At 65.4% G+C, this 22,166-nt stretch carries 19 protein-coding genes; 15 read left to right on the forward strand and 4 right to left on the reverse strand.

Going from position 1 to position 22,166, the window contains the following annotated elements:
- Positions 1-36: 36 nt before the first annotated feature.
- Both B2747_RS20190 and B2747_RS01180 read right to left on the reverse strand, forming a co-directional pair.
- Entirely contained in the window at positions 37-204 is a 168-nt protein-coding gene (locus B2747_RS20190; protein ID WP_414652156.1) for a hypothetical protein, read from the reverse strand.
- Between the two features lie 93 nt (positions 205-297).
- On the reverse strand, positions 298-519 hold the full coding sequence (locus B2747_RS01180) for a hypothetical protein (protein WP_291155732.1): 222 nt from the start codon (positions 517-519) through the stop codon (positions 298-300).
- Between the two features lie 611 nt (positions 520-1,130).
- Here B2747_RS01180 and B2747_RS01185 point away from each other — a divergent pair.
- Together B2747_RS01185 and B2747_RS01190 are read left to right on the forward strand one after the other, a co-directional pair.
- Complete coding sequence (locus B2747_RS01185; RefSeq protein WP_291155735.1) at positions 1,131-2,534, forward strand: MBL fold metallo-hydrolase RNA specificity domain-containing protein; 1,404 nt, start codon at positions 1,131-1,133, stop codon at positions 2,532-2,534.
- A 51-nt stretch (positions 2,535-2,585) separates the two neighbouring features.
- Complete coding sequence (locus B2747_RS01190) at positions 2,586-3,248, forward strand: YdcF family protein (protein WP_291155738.1); 663 nt, start codon at positions 2,586-2,588, stop codon at positions 3,246-3,248.
- On the opposite strand, the gene B2747_RS01195 is transcribed toward B2747_RS01190, so the two are convergent.
- On the reverse strand, positions 3,223-5,082 hold the full coding sequence (locus tag B2747_RS01195) for a leishmanolysin-related zinc metalloendopeptidase (RefSeq protein WP_291155774.1): 1,860 nt from the start codon (positions 5,080-5,082) through the stop codon (positions 3,223-3,225). The two genes, B2747_RS01190 and B2747_RS01195, sit on opposite strands and share 26 nt — an antisense overlap.
- Positions 5,083-5,205: 123 nt before the next feature.
- Between B2747_RS01195 and B2747_RS01200 the strand changes: the two genes are divergently transcribed.
- From B2747_RS01200 to B2747_RS01250, 11 genes are all read left to right on the forward strand, one after another.
- A complete protein-coding gene (locus B2747_RS01200; protein ID WP_291155740.1) occupies positions 5,206-6,516 on the forward strand; it encodes a M16 family metallopeptidase in 1,311 nt (436 codons plus the stop codon).
- Positions 6,513-7,907 carry a M16 family metallopeptidase gene (locus B2747_RS01205; protein WP_291155742.1) on the forward strand — a complete coding sequence of 465 codons (1,395 nt, stop codon included), beginning with the start codon at positions 6,513-6,515 and terminating at the stop codon, positions 7,905-7,907. The genes B2747_RS01200 and B2747_RS01205 overlap by 4 nt, the downstream gene beginning before the upstream one ends.
- Positions 7,908-7,942: 35 nt before the next feature.
- A complete protein-coding gene (locus B2747_RS01210; protein ID WP_291155744.1) occupies positions 7,943-8,680 on the forward strand; it encodes an SET domain-containing protein in 738 nt (245 codons plus the stop codon).
- 10 nt (positions 8,681-8,690) lie between these two features.
- Positions 8,691-9,272: an NUDIX hydrolase gene (locus B2747_RS01215; protein ID WP_291155746.1), complete on the forward strand. Its 582-nt coding sequence runs from the start codon at positions 8,691-8,693 to the stop codon at positions 9,270-9,272.
- Between the two features lie 304 nt (positions 9,273-9,576).
- Positions 9,577-10,221: a sigma-70 family RNA polymerase sigma factor gene (locus tag B2747_RS01220; RefSeq protein WP_291155748.1), complete on the forward strand. Its 645-nt coding sequence runs from the start codon at positions 9,577-9,579 to the stop codon at positions 10,219-10,221.
- 311 nt (positions 10,222-10,532) lie between these two features.
- Positions 10,533-11,111: an anti-sigma factor gene (locus tag B2747_RS01225; protein WP_291155750.1), complete on the forward strand. Its 579-nt coding sequence runs from the start codon at positions 10,533-10,535 to the stop codon at positions 11,109-11,111.
- A 53-nt stretch (positions 11,112-11,164) separates the two neighbouring features.
- Positions 11,165-12,271: a DNA polymerase III subunit delta gene (gene holA / locus B2747_RS01230; protein WP_291155752.1), complete on the forward strand. Its 1,107-nt coding sequence runs from the start codon at positions 11,165-11,167 to the stop codon at positions 12,269-12,271.
- Between the two features lie 8 nt (positions 12,272-12,279).
- Positions 12,280-13,203, forward strand: coding sequence for an SPOR domain-containing protein (locus tag B2747_RS01235; RefSeq protein ID WP_291155754.1), 924 nt, complete (start codon positions 12,280-12,282; stop codon positions 13,201-13,203).
- Positions 13,200-15,959, forward strand: a complete 2,760-nt coding sequence (gene mutS / locus B2747_RS01240) for a DNA mismatch repair protein MutS (RefSeq protein WP_291155756.1) — start codon at positions 13,200-13,202, stop codon at positions 15,957-15,959. Before B2747_RS01235 ends, mutS begins: the two co-directional genes overlap by 4 nt.
- Positions 15,959-16,546 (forward strand): G/U mismatch-specific DNA glycosylase, encoded by a 588-nt coding sequence (mug, locus tag B2747_RS01245; RefSeq protein ID WP_291155759.1) that lies wholly within the window; start codon positions 15,959-15,961, stop codon positions 16,544-16,546. Before mutS ends, mug begins: the two co-directional genes overlap by 1 nt.
- 17 nt (positions 16,547-16,563) lie before the next feature.
- On the forward strand, positions 16,564-17,427 hold the full coding sequence (locus tag B2747_RS01250) for a glutaminyl-peptide cyclotransferase (RefSeq protein WP_291155762.1): 864 nt from the start codon (positions 16,564-16,566) through the stop codon (positions 17,425-17,427).
- Positions 17,428-17,446: 19 nt separating this feature from the next.
- Here the strand turns inward: B2747_RS01250 and B2747_RS01255 are convergent, their stop codons facing one another.
- Positions 17,447-19,810: an Ig-like domain-containing protein gene (locus B2747_RS01255; RefSeq protein ID WP_291155765.1), complete on the reverse strand. Its 2,364-nt coding sequence runs from the start codon at positions 19,808-19,810 to the stop codon at positions 17,447-17,449.
- Positions 19,811-20,042: 232 nt separating this feature from the next.
- Between B2747_RS01255 and B2747_RS01260 the strand changes: the two genes are divergently transcribed.
- Together B2747_RS01260 and B2747_RS01265 are read left to right on the forward strand one after the other, a co-directional pair.
- A complete protein-coding gene (locus B2747_RS01260) occupies positions 20,043-20,504 on the forward strand; it encodes an energy transducer TonB (protein WP_291155768.1) in 462 nt (153 codons plus the stop codon).
- Between the two features lie 75 nt (positions 20,505-20,579).
- Complete coding sequence (locus B2747_RS01265) at positions 20,580-22,010, forward strand: pyridoxal-phosphate dependent enzyme (RefSeq protein WP_291155771.1); 1,431 nt, start codon at positions 20,580-20,582, stop codon at positions 22,008-22,010.
- The last annotated feature ends 156 nt before the right edge of the window (positions 22,011-22,166 follow it).

Raw genomic sequence — 22,166 nt, forward strand, 5'->3', positions numbered from 1 at the left:
ACCCTTGGTCCAAAATGCAAGAAGTCGTGAGTAGAGCTACACTGCTTCTCGGGGGTGTTCGACCTGACACAAAGCGGCGAGCTTTCTGGGGGTCAGCTGCCCAACGGCGCCGAAAGGCCGGGCCTTCTTGTAGTCGATGCGCCACTCCGCGATCCCCTGCTGCGTGTGGGCGCGATCGGCAAACTGCGTGACGTTCGGGTGCACATCGCGCGGCTTGTCGCTGAATCACTCGATGTGGCTGTTGTCGGTGGGATTGCCTAGCTTGGTGTAGTCGAGCTGGGCGCCGCGCGTGCTCGCTCAGTTGCCCATGACGCGCGACGTGAAATCGGTGCCGTGATCGAAGGTGATGGAGGTGGGCTTGCCGTACGTGAGGATGGCGCTGTCGAGCGCCGAATTCACCGCACTGCCGTTCGGACGAAACGCGGCATCAAGGATTGAACTCTGACGAATCCTCTGATCGTCCACGGTTAAGATGCGTAACGGGCGCACATTCGCAAGCACATCATGGACGAAGTTCATGCTCCAACGCTTCGCCGAGCCTGTCGGGATCGGGGCTCTGATGCGGCGACCACCCCAGTCACCCCAGCGCGATCACGTACTGTTGTGTGGTCTCGTCCAGGTTGAGATGAGAAAGGTCTTTCCCCGGCTGGTCGTTGCGGCGGATCTATGGGGAGACGGGCGGGTCCCTCCGGCGCCACCGCGGGTGGCGAGGCCACCGACTACTCACTCACTGGGCGGGCTCCGCGCCGAAAGGCACAAATGACACAGCAGGTAACCTCTTCATCGCGAAATTTTTCAGCACCCTGCTAGAGGAAAGCGTCACGTATGGCGACGTCAGCATGCGGCTGTGCCGGCCGCGACATCGTAATCTGCTGCGTCCGACATTCCTTCATTTCGGTGATCGTGTCATGGGTCGGGCGCATTTCGTGAGTTCGTGCGTCTAGGCGGGCGTAGGTCGTCTGCGGGGCCGGCGTAAGACCCGATTTGTCACTATTCTTGTCACTAACAGGACCCGATTCTCTATGCACTCACGACGAGTGGCTTGCCAAGTCATTGCCAGCACTGCAGTTCAGGGTGAACGTGTCTGATATACGTCGGAAGCTCACTTTTGTGGTGTCCCCGATCAGGTCATGACCATGCACATCGAGTTTTCGGGCGCTGCCCGTGAAGTGACAGGCTCCTGCCATATCCTGCGCGTCGGCAAGCGCACGGTGCTGCTCGATTGCGGCCTGTTCCAAGGCAAGCGCAGCGAGTCCCGAGAGAAGAACGCAAGAATGCCGGTGCCGGTCGAGGAGATCGACGCCATCGTGCTCAGCCACGCCCACATCGATCACGCCGGCCGGTTGCCGTATCTGGTGGCGCAGGGCTACAAGGGCACCATCTGGGCCACGAACGCCACGCGTGATCTCTGCGCCATCATGCTGGCCGACTCGGCGCATATCCAGGAGAAGGACTCCGAGTATCTCGCGCGGCACCGCAATGAGTTCGTGGAGCCGCTCTACCGTATCGAGGATGCCACGCGCACGCTCGAGTACATGGTGGGCATGCCATACAACAAGTGGTTTGATGTCACCGACGGCGTGCGCGCGCAGTTCGTTGAGGCGGGACACATTCTCGGCAGTGCCTCAGTTGTTCTCGAACTGCGCGAAGGCGAGACCTTCAAGCGCCTCATTTTCAGTGGTGACGTGGGTCGCGCCGGTCTGCCCATTATCCGCGATCCTGCACCGCCTACGGGCGGCGCGGATGTGATCATCTGCGAAAGCACCTACGGCAATCGCGATCACGAGTCCGTGGACGGGGCGCGCGAGCATCTCGCGCGGGTGGTGCGCGACACCGCCGCCCGCGGCGGTCGCGTGCTCATACCGGCGTTTGCCGTGGGTCGCACGCAGGAACTGGTGTACGATCTGCACCAACTGCGGCGCGAGGGACGCATTCCGGAGATCCCGATCTTCATCGATTCGCCGCTGGCCACCGACGCTACGGCGGTTTTTGCCATGCATCCGGAGACTTACGACCAGAGCGAGGCGTTGGTGCGACGCACGTCCAACCTGTTCGGCTTCCCCATGGTGAAATTCACACGCGAGGTGGAGGAGTCGAAGAAGCTGAACAGCTTGCATGGCCCGATGGTCATCATCGCGGCCTCGGGCATGGCCGAGTCTGGGCGTATCCTGCACCACCTGCGGCATGGGGCCGCCGATCCGCGCAACACCATTCTCATCGTAGGCTTCCAGGCCGAGCATACCCTTGGGCGGCGCATTGTCGAGCGCCGTCCGGAGCTCAAGGTCTTTGGCGATCCGGTGCCACTCAATGCGCAGGTCGAAGTGCTGTTGGGATACAGCGCACACGCAGATCGAACCGAGCTGCGGGAGTGGTTGCACCACGTGCGATCGGGTGGCGAGGCCAGTGGCCGCGGCAGGCCGCATGTCCTGCTGGTGCATGGCGAACCCGAGGCCCAGGATGCCTTTGCCGTGCGACTTCAGGAGGACGGCTTCCGGGCGGATATTCCCGAACCGGGTGACCGGATTCCCATTTGAGACCGGGCGGTACGTGGAGTCGGCGCGGTCGATAGGGTAGTTTGGCCTGATATGTCCGCGAGCCGACTCCGCCTGCCGCGCCCCCGACCCTCCCGCCTCATCTGGCGGGGACTGCTGGTGTTGGTGGCCGGCTGGCTCGTGTGTCTCGTGGCCATCGCGGGCTGGTCGCGTCGTTCCTCCAGCGCGTCGGCCGATGCCATCGTTGTGCTCGGCGCGGCCCAGTACGGTGGCCGACCGTCGCCCGTATTGCGCTCGCGACTGGATCACGCGCTTGGGCTGTACAAGGCCGGTCGGGCCCCGCGCGTGGTGCTGACTGGCGGACGTCGACCGGGCGACCTGATCAGCGAAGCCGCGGCGGGTCGTCGCTATCTCGTGCGTCGCGGCATTCCCAATGACCGCATTCTGCTCGAGTCCACCGGTCGCACGTCACTGGCGAGCATGCAAGGCGCGGCCGATGTACTGCGCGGCCAGGTGGACTCACTGGCAGATCGCCGTCCGCGCGTGCTCCTTGTGAGCGACCCGTTTCACATGCTGCGCCTCGACGTGCTGGCCCGCATGCAGGGGCTCGCGCCACTCTCGTCGCCCACGCGCACGAGCCCCATCAGCGCCAACACCGTGGTCCTGGAATACATGCTGCGCGAGTCGGTGGCGCTCCCCACCGACCTCGCGCTCATGGTGTGGCTGCGGCTTAGCGGCCGCCGCGTGGACGAGTAAGGTCACGGCGCGCCGGCCGCACGAGCTCCACGCGGCCGTCGGGATGCACGCCGTACAGCGGCAGGTCCTTCACGTCGGATTCGAGCTCGACGGTCTGCTGACTGACGCCAAACGGGAAGGCGTACACGGGAGCGGTGACGGTGTACGGATCGGCTGAGGCCAGATTGACGGTGTAGCCAAGATCCTGCAGCGAGCCCACCGTGATACGGCTCAGTGGATTGGCCACATTGGCGTTGAGGCTTGGTGTCATGAGCTCGCGTCCGAACACGCTCTCGCGCCAGTGACTGTCGCGCGATCCGGCACCGCCCACGTTGGCCACCGGCACACCGGGCCCTGAGTAGAGTACGGTGTTGACCGCGTTCAGTTGCTGGCGTGCGGCAGGTCCGGCAAAGAAGCTGGTGTCAGTTCCCGCTCCCACCAGCAGCGAGCGCTGGAAGTTCCACAACGTGCCGATGCCGAACACGTGCCCCATCTCGTGCAGGATGACATCCTGCAACTGGCCGCGTCCAAGCAGCAGGTCCATGTCGGCGGCGTCGAACTCCATGATGCCGGCCACGGTGAGCCGCGTGCTGGTGTTGAACAGACAGGGACCGGCCTGACCCAGCACACCCAGCGGACCGTCGATGTTCGTGATGCGGGCGAAGATCACCACGTCATCGATGGTTTCGTTGACCGCCGGCAACCACTCCTCGCCGCAGAAGCCAGCCGGACGATTTACCAGCGTGCTGTGCACACGGCCGACGATGATGGAGCGCCACTTGGCCGCGGCCTGCGTGAAGGCGTTTCGCACGGCCGGCGTGGCGCCTTCGCCAATGAAGCGCACATCCACCTTGAAGAGTGACGACACCACCGTGGCCGTGAACGTCGCGGACACCGACGGCACGAGTGTGCTCGTGGCCACCAGCGTTTGAGTGGCCGCCGTGCCCAGTGTCCAGCTGCCTACAAAGGCCGTGCCGTTGGCCGGGTCGGTCAGCACGGTGCCTCCAGTGACGCTGCCGGAGTTGGGACCCGGCGTGAACGTGATGGGCACGCCCCCCACCGGATTGCCGAACGCATCGGTGACACGCACACCCGGCGGCGTTGCCACGGGCACACCATCGATGGCCTGCTGATTGTCACCCGCCACCTTCACGAACTGCGACGGCGCACCCGCTCTGGCGTTCACGCTGAACGTGGCGCCCTGTGTGCCAAGGGCTGTGGCGCGAAGGAACTGCTGTCCTGCCTGCGGACCCAGGGTCCACGCGCCCACCGTGGCGATGCCACTTGCGTTGGAGGTTTGCGTGCCGCCAGTCACGGTGCCGCCACCCTGGGTCACCGTGAAGGTGACCGCGACGTTGGGCACGGGATTGCCGTACACGTCCTCCGTCCGAATGGAGGGTCGCGTGGCCACCTCGCTCCCCACCACACCTTCGCCCGCCTCCGCAGACAGTCGGGTGAGCTGCGCCACGGGCCCCGGAGCCGCGGTGGCGGTGAAGGTCACCACCGGCACCCCGTCGGCCGTTGCGGTCAGTGTCTGAGTGCCCGCAATAGGACCCAATGTCCAACCACCCGAGCTGGCCTCGCCGTTGCCCGCTGTGCGCACGGAGTCGTTGACGACTCGCCCGCCGCCGCTCGTCACGCGCCAGCGCACAAGCACGTTGCGCACCCCTTTGCCCTTGGCATCGGTGATGCGCACGGTGGGAATGGTGGGCGACACTGACGCCACTTCCGAGCTGATGGCGCTCGTGGTGGTGGGCTCGGCGGCCGATGGCACCTGCGGATCGCTGCCGCAGGCGGCGAGCGCGGCAAGCGCAAGGACCAGCGCGGCGGATGTGCCGCGACGCATCAACGGCATAGGCACGACGGGAAAGGCACAGGACATTTCTGTTCGGACCGGGTGGTGTAAAGTGACGGACGAAATGCGGAAAGACGCGAGGACGGGGTTTCGGGTTTGTGTACCAGCCTCAAATATTGACCCATGCACATCCCCGTCGAGAGCCTTCGGCTCCCCAATGGTCTGCAGGTGGTGTTGTCCCGAGATCACACGGCACCCATCGTGGCCGTCAATCTGTGGTATCACGTGGGATCCGCCAACGAGCGGGAAGATCGCACGGGATTCGCGCACCTGTTTGAACACATGTTGTTTCAGGGTTCGGCAAACGTCGAGGCCAACGAGCACTTCGAACTGGTGCAGCGCGCGGGCGGCACGCTGAACGGATCGACCTGGCTGGACCGCACCAACTACTACGAGACGCTGCCCTCCCATCAATTGGCACTCGCTTTGTGGCTGGAGGCGGACCGGATGGGACGAATGTTGCCAGCGATGACACAGGCGAAGCTCGATACGCAGCGGGATGTGGTGAAAAACGAGCGCCGCTGGTCGGTGGACAACCAGCCCTATGGCACGTGGTGGGAGAGACTGCCGGCGCTCACCTTCCCGCCGTCGCATCCCTTCCATCACTCGCTCATCGGCTCCATGGAGCACCTGAGCGATGCGTCGCTGGAAGATGTCGCCGACTTCTTTCGCACTTATTACACCCCCGACAACGCAGTGTTGACCATCGCCGGTGACTTCGACCGCGAGGATGCGCTGCGGCTGGTACACAGCTACTTCGGCGAGTTCCCGGCCGGCAGCGATCGTCCCCCGCTGCGCGACATGACCGTGCCGCCGGTGTTTGGTGACACGCGACGGGAGGTGGTGCCCGATGCCGTGGCGCTCCCGCGGGTTTTCGTGGCCTGCCGGACGCCCGTGTTCGGCAGTGACGGCTACTACGCCGCCAGTCTGGCCGCCGCCGTGCTCGGTTTGCGCAGCGGTTGCCGCCTGGAACAGTCGCTGGTGCGCCGCCAGCGCGTGGCCTCGCAGGCTTCGGCCTTCACCTACGACCTCGCCAAGGGCAGCGACCTGCTGGTGGTGGATGCCACGGCCCATCCCGATGTCACCGCCGAGCAGCTGGAAGCGGCCGTCCTCGCCGAACTCGACCTCATGCACACGCAGGGCGTGACCGAAGACGAGGTGCAGCGTGCACGCGCCCTCATCGAGACGGGGTTCGTGACCAGCATGCAGTCGGCCGCCGAGCGCGCCGACCAATTGTCGCGCTTCGCCACGTACTTTGGCGATGCGTCGCTCATCAACACGCAGGTGGCGCGCTATCAGGCGGTCAGCGCCGCCGATGTGTCACGACTGGCGCGCGAACGTCTGGGTCCCGACAATCGGGTGGTGCTGCTGTACGTTCCGGCGGATGGCGCCGAAACGGATGCGGAAGCGCAGGCGATGGAGGTGGGGGCATGAGCACCGTCACGCAGGGTGACACCACCTCGGCGCCAGCGCGTCCGGGTGCTGGCACGCCACGTCCCTATCGCTTTCCCGCGTTTCAGACGCGCATTCTGGCCAATGGCCTGCGTCTGATCGTGGCCAACGTGCCGGCCTATCCGGTGGTCACGATGTTGGCCGTGGTGGAAGCGGGCGCTACGCGCGATCCACGTGATGTGGAAGGGCTCGCCCAGTTCACCACGCGCGGTCTCGCCGAAGGCACGCGGGACATGGACGCGCTGCAGTTGGCCACGCGTCTTGAAATGCTTGGCACCACCATCGACACTGGTGCCGACTGGGACTCGGCCATCGTCCAACTGACGGCGCTGGCCACGCGCGTGGATGATGCCATGGCGGTGCTGGCCGAGGTGCTGCGCTATCCGGCGTTTCCGGAGCGGGAACTCGAGCGCATGCGGGCTGAGCGCCGTGCGGATCTGGCACAGTTGCGCGCCGAACCGCGCGGCTTGTCCGATGTGTTCTTCTCGCGTCTGCTCTACGATCCGGCCTCACGCTTTGCGCGACTCGCTGGCGGCGATGAGCGCAGTGTGGAGCGCCTCACGCGCGAGGCGGTGCTGGCGTTTCACGCCGAGTACTATCGGCCCGATGCCACGGCGCTGATGCTGGTGGGCGACATTGACGTCGAACACGCAGTGCGCCTGGTTTCGCAGTGCTTTGGCGACTGGAGCGGATCGGCGCCGCCGGTGAGCGAGCCACTGGCGGCCTCACGTTTCACGGAGCCGCGCGTCCATCTGGTGCACAAGGCCGATGCGCCGCAGTCCGAAGTGCGGGTGGGTCATGTGGCCATTCCGCGCCTGCACGAGGATTACTTCCCCGTGGTGGTCATGAATGCCATCCTCGGCGGGCTGTTCTCGTCGCGTCTCAATCTCAACCTGCGCGAAGCTCACGCTTACACGTATGGCGCGCACTCGGCCTTCGATTGGCGTCGTGCGGCCAGTCCGTTCGAGGTGTCGACGGCCGTGGAAACGGCCGTCACGGCTGATGCGCTGCGCGAGATTCAACACGAGATTGCGCGCATCCGCGAAGCGCCGGTGAGTGAGGCCGAATTGTCGCTGGCCGTATCGTATCTCATTGGCGTATTTCCCATTCGTTTTGAGACCACGGCCGAAGTGGCTGGTGGCCTCGCGAATGTGGAGATCTTCCGTCTGCCCAGCACCTACTTCGATACGTATCGCGAGCGCGTGCAGGCCGTGACGGTGGACGATGTCTTGCGCGTGGCGCGTACGCACCTCGATCCGTCGCGGCTGCAGGTGGTGGTGGTGGGTGATGCGCACGCCATCCGCGAACCCATTGCCGCATTGGGGCTCGGACCGATTAGCGTGTACGACACCACCGACGACGATCCGCGCTGATCCCCCGTCTTCTCCTCACCCCGTCTCCACCCGACGTGTCGCCAACCCGAAAGTCTGCGCCCACGCGCGCAGCGGTCTCCACGAAGCTCGTCAAACCCCCCAAGTCGACGTTCTACGAAGTGCGTCGTTCCAAGATCCAGGGCCGCGGCGCCTTTGCGGTGCGGTCCATCCGCAAGGGTCAGATCGTGGACGAGTATTGGGGACAGCGCATTACGCACGAGGAGGCAGACCGGCGCTATGACGACAACGAGGGCCGGCATCACACGTTCCTGTTTGTGCTGGATGACGACACGGTGCTCGATGCCCGCTTTGGCGGCAACGATGCCCGGTTCATCAATCATTCCTGCGATCCCAATTGTGAGACGGAGATCGAGGATGGGCACATCTACATCAAGGCGATCAAGTCGATTGCGCCGGAAACGGAGCTGACCTACGACTATCGCTTCGAGTGGCAGGACGAATACGAGCCGGATGACGTGCGCTACTACGCCTGCCGTTGCGGCTCTCCCAAGTGTCGGGGGACGATCCTCCGCGTGCCGGTGTACCTGCGGCCCACCATCCGGAAGTGGCTGGCTGGCGAGGATGTGGCCAAGCCGCGCAAGCCGGTTCGGAAGCGAACCGTAAAGTCGGCGGACAAGCGGGAGAAGCACGTGGCCCATCCACATGTGGCGGAGCGCCATGCCACTCGCAGTACCAAGGCGTCCAAGACCACGCGCCCGTCAGCAAGAAAGTCAGTCAAGAAAGCAGGGAAGAAGTCTTCCTCGCGTGCTTGATGGGGCGGCCATGAGCAAGAAGGCACCGGAACCAACACCGGAAACGAAAGTTCAAACCGGCAAGGTGGGTGGTACCCGCGTGTATACGGGGCGCATCATCTCGGTGGATCTGGACACCGTCCGTTTTCCGGATGGTTCAACGGGCCAACTGGAGATGATCCGGCATCCGGGGGCCAGTGCGGTGGTGCCGGTACTGCGCGCCGACCTCCCGGACCCGGAGATCCTGCTCATCAGGCAATACCGGTACGCCGCCGAACAGTACCTGTATGAGGTGCCGGCGGGTCGGCTGGACGCCGGTGAGCCGCCCGAGGTCTGTGCGGCCCGCGAGCTGCGCGAGGAAACGGGTTACCGGGCTGAACGCATCGTGCCGCTGTTCACGATGTACACGACGCCAGGCTTCACTGATGAACGCATTCATCTCTTTGTGGCCACCGGGCTCACGGCAGGGGACGCCGAGCGCGAGGCGGATGAGTTCATGGAGCTGGTCCCGATGCCGCTGTCCCGGGCGCTGGCACTCATCGAGGAAGGCGCCATCCAGGATGCCAAAACGGCATTGGCGCTGCTCTACGCCGCGCGCTTTGTGCTGACCTGACATCCCACGCTCAGCCGCGTCTCGCTCCGAGGACAGCCCCATGTGGCTGTCCTCTTTTTTGTCCACTTTGAAGGACGGTGAGACGGCCATCTGGACGTTTGAGAGGACGCGTGCGCCGCGTCACGTTCTACGTAAGCTATTGAATTACAAGTACTTAACAGAAGATGTTCCCTTTTGTTCCCCGCGGCACGCCCCATGCACTATATCAGGATGCGCAAAGCCTGGCACTGCCGGACAGACCGGATGGCCGCCTAAGCGTCGCGAGGTAAACTACTCGCGTCACCGCAGGATGGAGGACGGACCCATGGCCGAACTGGCTCGTACGCGACTGACCACCCACGCCACCGAAACGGTGCCGGTGCGTGAGCACCTGCGCACCCTGGATGACGGCGATGTGGTGTCCGCCTTCCTCGCTGGCGAGGAGCGCGCGTTCGAGGAGCTGGTCGACCGCTATCAGGGGCGGCTCCTCAACTTCATCTACCGCACCATCGGCGATCGTGATCGCGCCGAGGACCTGGTACAGGAAGTGTTCATCCGGGTGTACCGCCACATCGCCCGCTTCGATCGCTCCAAGAAGTTCTCGACCTGGATCTATACGATCGCGTCGAACCTGGCCAAGAACGAACTGCGCAATCGCTCGCGCAATCCGCTGGTGCTGTTCCAGACCATCAAGGCCAAGTTCGAGGACGAGGAGCGTCCCCTCCAGTTCGAGGACGTGCACACGCGGCCCGACGACCTGTTCCGGAAGCGCCACCTGCGCGAGATGGTGGAGCAGTCGGTCGGACAGCTCCCGGCCCATCACCGCGAGGTGTTCGTTCTGCGCGAGCTCGAAGGCAAGTCCTACGAGGAGATCGCTGAGATCACGGGGGTCAACCTCGGGACGGTCAAGTCGCGGCTCAACCGGGCGCGGACGGCGTTTGCCGATATCATCGCGCCGCTGGTTCGCTGACGGGGTGGAGGTTCTGAGGAACTGACGGTGTGAGGATCGGAGGATCCGGGGATTGGAGAGCGGCCAGTGGGGACCTGTGTACTGACGGGTCCCCACCGGCCGCCCTCTTATCCTCCAATCCTCCGATCCTCACACCGTCAGTTCCATGGACCCCTGTCTCCTCCTGTTCTGGGCTTGCCCCACCCCCCTCCCCACTGCAAACTCCGTCACCGGAACCCTCCCCCCGTGGGTCGGGTACCTTCCCCTGTCCCCCAACCCGCGATGCGGTGGGAGAGGGCGCATTCAGGGGTAGGTGGCTTCCGCGACGGACGATGGACTGCAAGCGTTTCCGCAAGAATCATCTCGGGTATCTCGATGACACCCTGCCCGGCACCGACATGGCTGCCGCGCAACGTCATCTGCTGGCATGTGAGCGCTGTGCCGCGCATGACGCGCTGGTCCGTCGCTCACTCATGGCCGCACGCAGCCTGCCCACCCTCGAGCCCAGCGCTGACTTTCAGGCCAAGTTGCGCGCCCGTCTCGCGCAGTGCCGAGCCGAACAGCAGGCGGAGGCACTGAATCACCAGTCGGTCGGTGTCACCGACACGATGCTGCCCTTGGTTGCACCAACCACGCGGGTGGCGCATCCCGTGCGCACCGCCATGGCCGTCGCCGCTGGAGCCATGCTTGGGGTGGTGGCCTGGCAGAGTGTCCGGGAGTCAGCCACGCCTGAGCTGCGCATGGCGCCGGTCATTGCCTCGACGCCAGCCATTCCAGCCTCGCCCTATGTATCCGCCGAGCTGCTGCAGGCCATGGCCACCGGCAATCCGGTTTGGTCGGCGGCAATGGTGGTGGACGACCTCCCGGTCACGTTCGTGAGCACCAACTACACGTTCGACGCCGGCCGCTGAGAGCCGGATCTGTCGCTCGGCGGGCGGGTTTGATGCGCTGCTAAATTGCCGACATGCCGCCGAAAGCTGCTCCCCGCGAAGCCTCACCCCTGCGAGTTGTGCAGGCCGCCGTGCAGGCCCGCGCGTTCGAGCCCGTGTACTACCTGTTCGGCGATGACGATTTCCTGAAGGAAGCCGCCGTGCGCGACTTGCTCGACGCGGCCATCGACGCGTCCACGCGCGACTTCAATTGCGAAGTGCGCCGCGCCGGTGATCTCGATGCCGAGACCTTGGGCAGCCTGCTGGGAACACCACCCATGTTGGCCGAGCGACGGGCCCTGGTGTTGCGCGACGTCACCGCGCTCAAGAAGGCGGCGCGCCAGCAACTCGATCGCTACTTGCAGCGTCCGGCGAGTGACACGCTGCTCTTGCTCACCTCGCCGGCGGGCACCAAGGCTGACACCGCGCTGAGCCAGGCTGCGGTCGCGCTCGATTTTGCGCCCCTTACCCCGGAGCGCGTGCGCAAGTGGATTACGCATCACGCGTCCACCGTATTGCAGATGACCGTGACCGATGACGCCACGCAGCTGTTGCAGCAGGCGGTCGGCAACGATCTGCATCTGCTGGCCGCGGAGCTCGACAAATGCGCCAGCTATGTGCAGGGGGAAGCGTCCGCTGAATCCGCAGCAGAGGCACACACGGTCATCGACGCTGATGCGGTCTCGGCGGTCGTTGGTGTGCGGCGCGGTGAAACGGTGACAGACTTGCTGGATGCGGTGGCGCGACACGATGCAGCCGCTGCGACCCAGCTGGTGTCGCATGTGCTGGGTCAACCCAAGGTGACCGCCGTGCAGGTGGTCATGATGTTGAGCACCCAGGCCTTTGCGCTGGCGTATGGTCGGTCACGCCGCGACGCCGGAGTGCCGACCAATCGCCTGCCACAGGAATACTTCGCCTTTCTCAAGGAAACGGGTGGCTTTCCGGGACGCCCCTGGGGTGAAGCAGCGTCCGCGTGGACCAAGGTCACCGATCAGTGGAGCACCGAAGCCTGCAGCCGCGCACTCACGCTGTTGCTCGAAGCCGATCTCGCACTCAAGGATACGACCGTGTCGAATGCGGAGCAGATTCTGATGTCGCTGGTCCTGGCCCTCTGCGCCACGCGTCGTCGGCGGGCGGCATGAGGCGCCTCATGACGATTCCGCGGGGTGTGGTGCGCCTGCTGTGTGTTGCCGGCGCACTGGCGCCTCTTGGCCTGTCGGCCCAGCAACCTGTGACCCAGCCCGCTGCCACCGTGTCGGCCGCCATGGACCGGCAAATCAGCCGCGCGCGCGCGTTGGTGGAGAGCGGCGAGGGAGCTGATGCGCGCAATCTGCTCGACTCACTGGTCCAGGCAGCGCCAACAGCGAGCTTCGATCTGGCGGAAGCGCTGTACTGGCGGGCGGTGTTGTCCGAGCGCATGAGTGACGCAGAGCGCGACTGGAAGCGTCTCGTCATCGAGTCGCCGTTGTCTCCGCGCGCTGCGGATGCCCTGGTGCGGCTTGGCGAGCTGGATTTGCTGCGCGGCAAGCCAGCCGACGCGCGTGTGTATCTCGAACGCGTGCTGCGCGAATTCCCGACTGGCGTGCAGCGGTCCAAGAGTGCGCTGCTCGTGGCGCGCACCTGGTTTGACGAGCGGCAGGATGCCAAGGGTTGCGCCGCGCTCGCTGCCCTGCAGGCGGAAGGGGTTCCCGAGGGGGAACTCCGCATGCAGGCCGGTGATCTGGGGCGGCGGTGCACGGGAGCCAACGCCGTGAATGCGCCGGCGACAAAGGTAGAGGCGAAGGCAGAGGCGAAGGCAGAGGCGAAGCCAGACAGCAAACCCGCCGAGACGTCGTCAACGCGTCCCGCCGACGCCCGCTTCAGTGTGCAACTCGCGGCATTCGACACGCGCCGTGAGGCCGAGGCGGCCGTGGCGCGCTTGAGCAAGGCCGGCGTGGACGCGCGGGTCGATGGCAGCGACAAGCCGTTCCGTGTGCGTCACGGCTACTTCACCACGCGCGCGGCGGCCAACGCGCAACTGGCGGCACTCAAGAAGCGCGGACACAACGGATTCATTGCGGAGCTGACGCCATGAGTGGCAGCGGCACGCCGCTCATGCAGCAATACCGCGACATCAAGGCGCGGCACCAGGATGCCATCCTGTTCTTCCGGATGGGCGACTTCTACGAGATGTTCTACGACGACGCCGAAACCGCGTCGCGTGTTCTGGGACTCACGCTCACCTCACGCAACAACGGCGGCGCTGCCGAAGTCCCGCTGGCCGGTATTCCGGTCAAGGCGGCCGCCGACTATCTGCGTCGATTGGTCAGCCACGGTCACCGTGTGGCCATCTGCGAGCAGGTCGAAGATCCGAAGCTGGCCAAGGGCATCGTCAAGCGTGAAGTCATCGAGACCATCACGCCGGGTGCCGTGTTTGCCGACGACTTGCTCGACGGTTCGCGCGCCAACTACGTGGTGGCGATCGCGGCCGGCCGTGACACGATGGGTCGCAGTGCCGGGCGTGATGCCTCGGCTGACCTCGCGCGTGACATGGTAGGTGTGGCCGCTGCGGATCTCTCCACCGGTGAGCTGCGTCTGTTTGTGGTGACGCCGGCCGATGTGTCGCCGGTGCTGGCGCGACTGGCGCCGCGCGAGCTCCTGCGGGTGCGCAACAGCGAAGACGCCGTGCTGGAGGCGGCGCTCGCCACGCTTGATCGCGTGCTCATCACCGAGCGCGATGGCTGGGAGTTCGACGCCCAGCTGGCGGCTGACGAACTTGCGCGGCAGTACGCGGTGCAGAGCCTCGAGGGCTTCGGGCTGGGAGTCTCCGACAACGCGGCCATAGGCGCTGGTGGCGCGCTGCTGCGCTATCTGCGGGAACTGCAGCCTGGTGGGCTGCCGCATCTCGCACGTCCGGTGGTGGAGCGTCCGGGCGGCATCATGCCGCTCGACGAGATGACACGGCGCAATCTCGAACTGGTGGAGTCGCTGCGTGGCGGGGAATCGCGTGGCGACGCGAGCGGCACGCTGCTGTCCGTGCTGGATGTCACCACAACACCCATGGGCCATCGCCTGCTGCGGCAGTGGTTGCTCGCGCCGCTGCTGGCGCGCGACGCCATCGAAGCCCGGCTCGATGCGGTGACGGTGCTGGTGCGCGACCCGGTGGGTCGTACGACCTTGCGTGACGCCCTCGATGGTGTGCGGGACGTGGAGCGTCTGGCCAGCAAGGCGGCGGCAGGTCGCGCCACGCCACGTGAGCTGCGCGCCCTGGGCGATTCGCTCACGCGGCTGCCGCAGGTGGCGGATGCCGTGCGTCGTGTGCTCGCGCACGGCAATCAGGGTGGGGCCAGCGGCGGCGTCCTGGCCGGCATGCTGCACCACTGGGATGATGGCGCGGACCATGCGGCGCGTATCGTGGCCACCTTGGTGGAGCGGCCGCCACTGGCCATCGGCGAAGAGGACACCATTGCCCATGGCGTGGACGCGGAGCTCGACGAATTGCGCGAGTTGCGTGATGGCGGCAAGGACGCCATTGCCACGATTCAGCAGCAGGAGCGCGCGCGCACCGGCATTGCCTCACTCAAGGTGGGGTACAACAAGGTGTTCGGATATTACCTCGAAATATCGAACGCCAACCGGCATCTGGTCCCCGACGACTATCAGCGGCGACAGACGCTGACGGGTGCCGAGCGGTACGTCACGCCGGCGCTCAAGACATACGAGGAAAAGGTGTTGAGTGCGGCGGAGCGCATCGAAACGCGCGAGCGTGAATTGTTCGATGCGCTGCGCCGTGACGTGGGCGGGGCGGTGGCGCGCTGGCAGGAGGTGGCGCGCCGCGTGGCCACCATCGACGTGCTGGCGGCCTTTGCCGACGTGGCCGAGCGTGAACACTATGTGCGGCCCGAGTTGCACGAGGGCTTCGCGCTTGATATCGTGGCCGGCCGACATCCGGTGGTGGAGCGCATGATGCCGCGGGAGAAGTTCATTCCCAACGATCTGCAGCTCAGCGACGAGGCGCAGCTCATCGTGCTGACCGGTCCCAACATGGCCGGCAAGAGCACCATTTTGCGGCAGATCGGGCTCATTCAGTTGCTGGCGCAGGTCGGTGCCTATGTACCGGCGCGTCGGGCGCGACTGCCCATTGTCGATCGCGTGTTCACGCGGGTGGGGGCGAGCGACAATCTCGTGCGCGGTCAGTCCACATTCATGGTGGAGATGAGCGAGACGAGCGCCATTCTGCACACGGCCACGAGGCATTCGCTGGTGCTGCTCGACGAAATCGGTCGTGGCACCAGCACCTACGACGGCGTGAGCATCGCGTGGAGTGTGAGTGAGCATCTGCACGACGCCATCGGCTGCAAGACGGTGTTTGCCACGCACTATCACGAACTCACGCAGCTCGAGAGCGAACTGGCCGGTGTCAAAAACTTCACAGTGGCCGTGCGTGAAGTGGGCGATCAGGTGCTGTTCCTGCACCGACTCATTCCGGGCGGCGCCGACCGGTCGTACGGCATCGAGGTGGGTCGTCTGGCCGGTCTGCCGGCCCCGGTGATCTCGCGGGCCAAGGAAGTGCTGGCCTTGCTCGAGGGCGAGGGCGAGCAGATGGCCGCGCGTCTCACCGCCGAGGGCATGCAGGCGCCGCTCAGTACGCGTCGCCGCGGCCCGCGACTCAAGCATCAGCGGCATGTCGACCAGTTGGGCTTCTTCGAGGCGCCGTCCGCGTCCGATCCGGCGCTGGCGCAACTCGCTGACGCCGTGGAAGCGCTCGACCCCGAGCACATGACGCCCATGCAGGCCTTGAGTACGCTGGCCTCGCTCAAGGAATCCCTGCACAAGAAGGCGTCGGTCTGATGCCACGAACGGCCGCGCTGCCGCGTGAGACTGGCGCGCCCCCGCGTCCCAGCAAGGCGGACCTGGCGGCGGCGGTGCACAAGACGGTGCCGGACCTCGTGGCACCAGGTCTCAGCGTGCTGTTCTGCGGCATCAATCCGGGCCTCTATACGGCGGCCCTTGGCCACCACTTTGCGCGGCCCGGCAATCGCTTCTGGCCGGCCCTGCACGGCGCCGGCTTCACACCGCGGCTCTTCAAGCCGTGGGAAGAACGCGAGTTGTTGCCGCTGGGCTACGGCATCACCAACATGGTGGCACGCACCACGGCGGCCGCGTCTGAACTCACCGCCGACGAATACGTGGCTGGCGGACAGCGGCTCACGCGTTTGGTGCGCGACTATCAGCCGCGCGTGGTGGCGTTCATGGGGATCGGGGCGTACCGTACCGCATTCGCGCGGCCCAAGGCGCAACTCGGCCTGCAGCCGGAACGCCTGGCCGAGGCCGCGCTGTGGGCCTTGCCCAGCCCCAGCGGTCTCAATGCCAACCACTCGCTTGCCGATCTGATCGCGCTGCTTCGTGCACTACGCGACTGGGTCACCACCTCCTGACCGTTCGGACCTTCCGCATGCCCATTCTTTCCACGCTGCGTCGCTCGCGCGCAGCTTCGCTCATGATTCTGTTCGCGACGCTGGGCCTCGTGGGCACGGCTGGCGCCTTCGGTGCATGCAGCGACACGGAGCGTGCGGCCGACGATACGGCGCCGGATTCCACCAGCGCGCCCATCGTGCGCACCCCCACGTACGGTTACGAGATCGTGGCCACGTATCCGCACGATCCCAAGGCGTTCACGCAGGGTTTGCAGTGGCATGACGGGCGCCTGTTCGAAAGCACCGGACAAGTGAAGGAATCAAATCTTCGCGAGGTGGAACTGACCACCGGTCGCGTGCTGCGTCAGCAGGATCTCGAGGAGCCGTACTTCGGCGAGGGCATTGTCATTCTGGGTGATGAGCTGTTTCAGATCACCTGGCAGAATGGCAAGGCGTTCACCTACAACCCCAAGACCTTTGCTCGGCAGAAGACCTTCAGCTACGACGGCGAAGGCTGGGGACTGACCACCGACGGTTCGGCGGTCATCATGAGCAACGGGTCGAGCACCCTCATCTACCGCGACCCGGCCACCTTCAAGGCGCTCAAGGCCATTACGGTCACCGACAAGGGCGTGCCGGTGTCGCAGCTCAACGAGCTCGAATGGGTGAAGGGCGAGATCTGGGCCAATGTGTGGCAGAGCGAACAGATCGCGCGCATCGATCCGGCCACGGGCAACGTGCTCGGCTGGATTGACCTGACGGGCATCCTGCCAGCCATGGACCGCTCGGGCAACGAAGACGTGCTCAACGGCATCGCGTATGACGCCGCGCAGGATCGCATCTTCGTGACGGGCAAATACTGGTCCCGGCTCTTCCACATCCGCCTTACACCCAAGTCGTAAGGCGTCGGTCTCCGGTACGTCAGCGCAGTCGCACGAGGCTGATGCGCACGTCAGTCGGTGGCGCTGCCCCGTTTGCGCCCACGGAGATGACCGCACGCTGGCCGGCCGGCACCGAGAAGCGCAGGTAGCTGCTGGTGCCTCCGGCGAGTCGGATGCGTTGAGGCGAGCCACCCAGTAGTGTGCGGGTGGCAATGGGATACACGCCCAACGCCGCACCGCCACTGAAGCGCAGTCCCGGGAAGATGCTGCGGAAATTCCACGTCGGGTTGATGTAGCCCGTGGCCAGCGCGGCGGTGGTCGCGGTGCTGAAGTCATCCGCAATGAGCGACACGGTCCAATCGCGGAGATAGTCGGCAAAACGTCCCGTGGTGAGCACGCCCTGCAGGTTGCTGACGCCCACGGTGCGCGAGTTGACGAGCGCGCGCAGGAACGCGGACTCACCGGCCGCGCCCTGCCGCCCGGAGGCGAAGCGCAGGAAGTTCCAGATCGCGCCGCGTGTGGCCAGCGAATCGTTGGGCGCGTACGGTGAGTTGATTTCCGGTGCGATGAGGAAGTTGTAGAGGCGCGAGAAGTTCTGCGACGCGTAGTTGCGGAAGTTGTTCGCGCGGTCGGTCGTCCCCCCCACATCGCTCAGCGTGAGATTCTGTCGGATGGTGTAGCGCGATACGCGCAGATAGAGCAGCTCTTCCGCCACGTGCGAGAGCCCCTCGTCAAGCCAGGTCTCCTCGTTCAGTGCGGCGCCGGTGTTGACGTACAGCCGACGCGACGAGTTGATGAGGTGCTGCAGCTCATGCGCGATGGTGGTGAGGTTGAGCAGCGTCACCTCGTCCTTCGTGCGCCGGTTGCTGTTGACGACTCCATTGGGATCGGGCACGAGCAGATAGAACATCTCGTTCTCATTGCTCGCTGCGCAGGCCGGCACCCCGTTGCGCGCCGTCTTGGGATAGAGATCGCGCGCGAAGAAGAACCCGCCAATGGTGAAACCGCTGTTGGCCGGCGTAAGCGCGTTCACGGCGCGGGTGTAGAGCAGGATGATCTTGCCGTACTGACTGATGTTGCTCGGCGCGCCGAAGGCCGTGGTGTCGAGCGGGAAGACCAGCGTGTCGAAGGTGGCGAGAATGCCCGCGTACTCGGCGTCCGTGTAGCCACCCGACGGATTGTCGGTGTCGGTGGCAATGATGGCGTTGGTGCCCACCGCGGCCACGCGCGCGCTGCGCAGGTCGGCATTGCTGCAGGCACTGTTGGCGTTGACATTGAGCCGGAGCACGTCGCCCACCTTGGCTTCGGCCACGCTGCTCGGCCGCAGGCGACGCGTGGTCTCACGCTCTGCCCACCACTCCCGGGCATCGGCGGCGAGCGGCGTGAGCACGCGGCGTTCCAGGGCGCGTCGATCTGCCTCCACCTGCCAGGCCGCGTCGGCGTCGGCCGCAGTGGCCGCCTGTGGTGCCTCCATCCACCCACCGGACAGCAGGGGGCTGGTGGTTGAGCCCGCCTGAGCCGATGCCCCGAAGGACGCGGTGAGCTGGCCGGTGGTGCCCAAACCGAGTACGTCGCTCACCGTGGCGCTGCCAAACGAGGCCGACGTGGAAATCAGGGTCAGGGCGTATTCGCCATTGACGCCGTCTGGCGACTGCAGACAGAGGCGCACGGCTCCACTCGTGCTGGCCGGATGCAGCACCTGTCCAAGCGAGAGGACCTCGGGCATGAGATTGCCACAGAGACTCGAGCCCGCGGACCCTACGGTCACCGGTACCGTATCGGCGCGGCCGGCGCTTGAGGCAATGACCCCGGTTGTGCCCGGCGCCACGGCCGCCACCAGACCATTGCCGTTCACCGTGGCGACCCCGGGCTGCAAACTGGAGAAGCTGATGTCCTGATTGGGCAGGTCGTTGCCGAACTGATCGCGGACGGCGGCGCGGATACGCAGCGTATCCCCAACGCCCAGGGCCAGCGCGTCGGGTGTGGCAACCACCCGCGCTGCGGTCCCCGGCAGCACTGTGGCGGTAAAGGTAGTGGGGTTCACACCGGTCACCTGGGCGGTGAGTCGGCCGGTCCCGGCGAAGTTGCCCAACGTCCAGACCGTTGTGGCTTCACCGCGGCTGTTGGTGCTGCTGCTGGTGGGATTGGCGCTTCCGGAACCGGGACCCACATCCCAATCCACCCGACGGTTCGCCACCGGACGATTGTTGGCATCGGTGACCACCACCAGCAGCGGGGTGCTGAGGGCCGTCGCCACCACGCCCGTCTGCTGATTGCCGGCCTGTACGCGAATGTTGGTGGGAACTGGGCCGGGTCCGGCGGCATCACCTCCGCCGCCGCAGCCCGCGAGCCCAAGCGTCGCGACCAATACGGGCACAAGCCGGCGCAGAAGCCGGTGAGCCATATGTGCGTGCGCGTGTTGGGGAAGGAGGCCGAGGCGGAGAGTGCGGCGCATGTACCGGGAACGAACGGAGAAGAGAGGTCCGCGCCGATCCCGCGCTTCGCGCGAAGACCGGCCGGCGTGCGAGTCAAAGCTTGTGTCGCGGCGCCCGTCTGGCGAGAGCCAAGGGACAACTCGAGTCGGGTTGTGCAGGCCGGCGGCGGTTCGCCCCGGGATTGCCGGTGTACATTCCGACATGTCCATGGGCTCTTGCGGCGCTGGCCGTCGTGCGGGGCGGGTATTGCTGCTCCTGATTCCCCTGATGACCGCCGCCTGTTCCGAACGCACCCGGGTGGTACGATCTGGCGCTGATGGCTGGTTCCGCACGGGCCTGCCCGATGAGCAGCCGCAGATGACCAACAGCGAACTGCCATTCCGCTATCCCGTGCACCTGTTTCGCCAGCGGGTGCAGGGTAATGTGACCCTGCGCCTGTTCGTGGACAGCCTGGGTCGTGTGGTGACCGACAGCACGCAGGTCGTCGAATCCAGCGGTCAGGGTGCCTTCGACAGTGCGGCAGTCGTCGACGCGGCCCGTCTGCGTTTCCGGCCGGCCATGCAACGCGGCCGACCCCTGGCCGTCTCCCTGCTGTTTCCCGTGCACTATCGTCATCCCGAGGCCAGCGTGACGCCGAGCGCGATGCCGGATTCCGTGCGATAATGCGCACGATGATCCGTCAGGTGCTGCGTCTGCCTCCGGATCTTGCCAACACTCCCCTGTCTTCCCTGAACTGCCATGGCCGCTTCCCCCGTACTCAGCGCCGACTCCGTGGATGAACACCTGCGGCACCGCCGCCCCTATGACTCCGTGCTGGACACCATCGGGTGGACGCCGCTGATCCGCCTGTCGCGTGTGGCGCGCGGTATCCGTACGCCGGTGTTCGGCAAGGCGGATTTCTTCAATCCCGGCGGCAGTGTGAAGGACCGCATCGGCATGCCGATGATCGAGTCACATGAACGCGCCGGCACGCTCAAGCCGGGTGGCACCATCGTGGAAGCCACGAGCGGCAATACGGGCGTGGGGTTGGCCATCGCCGCGGCGCTCAAGGGCTACAAGTGCATTTTCACCATGCCGGACAAGATGAGTCAGGAGAAGGTGCGCCTGCTCAAGGCGTTCGGCGCTGAGGTCATCATCACGCCCACCGCGGTGCCGCCTGATCATCCGCAGAACTACGTGCAGATGGCCAAGCGCATCGTGTCGGAAACGCCGGGCGCGGTGCTGGCGGGTCAGTTCGAGAATCCGTCCAATCCCGCGGCGCATGTCGCCACCACCGGACCCGAGTTGTGGGAGCAGACGGGTGGTCGCATCACGCATTTTGTGGCCGGAGCGGGTACCGGCGGCACCATCAGCGGTGTGGCGCGCTACCTCAAGAGCAAGAATCCCAACATCAAGATCATCGCCGCCGATCCGCAGGGCAGCGTGCTGGCGGAGCTGTGGCGCACGAAAGGCGAGGGGCATCCCACCGGCGCGCCGTACAAGGTGGAAGGGGTGGGACAGGACTGTGTGCCGGCCACGCTCGACATGGACGTGATCGACGAGTTCATCAGCGTGGGCGACAAGGACGCGTTCAACATGGCGCGTCGCCTCACGCGTGAAGAAGGTCTGTTCGTGGGTGGCAGCGCCGGCATGATTGCCCATGCCGCGCTCACCGTGGCGCGTCGTCTCGATGATCCCGATGCGCTGGTGGTCACGTTCCTGTGTGACACGGGCGAGCGCTATCTCAGCAAGGTGTTCAACGACGAGTGGATGCGCGAGAATCAGTTGCTCGACGCGCCCATGCAGAGCATCGAGAGTGTGCTGGGCAGCAAGGATGCCAGTGCGCCGGCCATTGTGAGCGTGACGCCGGGCGCCACCGTGCGCCAGGCCATTCGTCTCATGGCACTGCACAACGTGAGTCAGGTGCCGGTCATGGACGGCACGGTGTGCGTGGGCAGTGTGGCCGAGTCGCAGCTCACGTCGCGCTCACTCGCTGATGCCAAGGTGTTGGATCAGACGGTGAGCGATGTGATGGATCAGCCGTTTCCCGTGGTGGAAGCGGAGGCGCCAGTGGACAGCGTCGCCAAGCTGCTGTCGAAGAGCAATCGGGCGGTGCTGATGCGCAAGGATGGTGTGGTGCAGGGCATCGTGACGCGGTACGATGTGCTGGAGCACCTCATGCATCGCTAGTTCTTGAGGATCAGAGGGAACAGATGGTGTGAGGTTCGGAGGATCTGAGGATCAGAGGGCGGGCCCGGGAGACACTCAATGATCGAGTGCCCCCGGGCCCGCTCTCCAATCCTTGTATCTAGCAGGGACCTGATCGATCGATAGATCTCTGAGCGT

The organism is Gemmatimonas sp. UBA7669 (genome assembly GCF_002483225.1).
In the GTDB taxonomy this organism is placed as follows: Bacteria; Gemmatimonadota; Gemmatimonadetes; order Gemmatimonadales; family Gemmatimonadaceae; genus Gemmatimonas.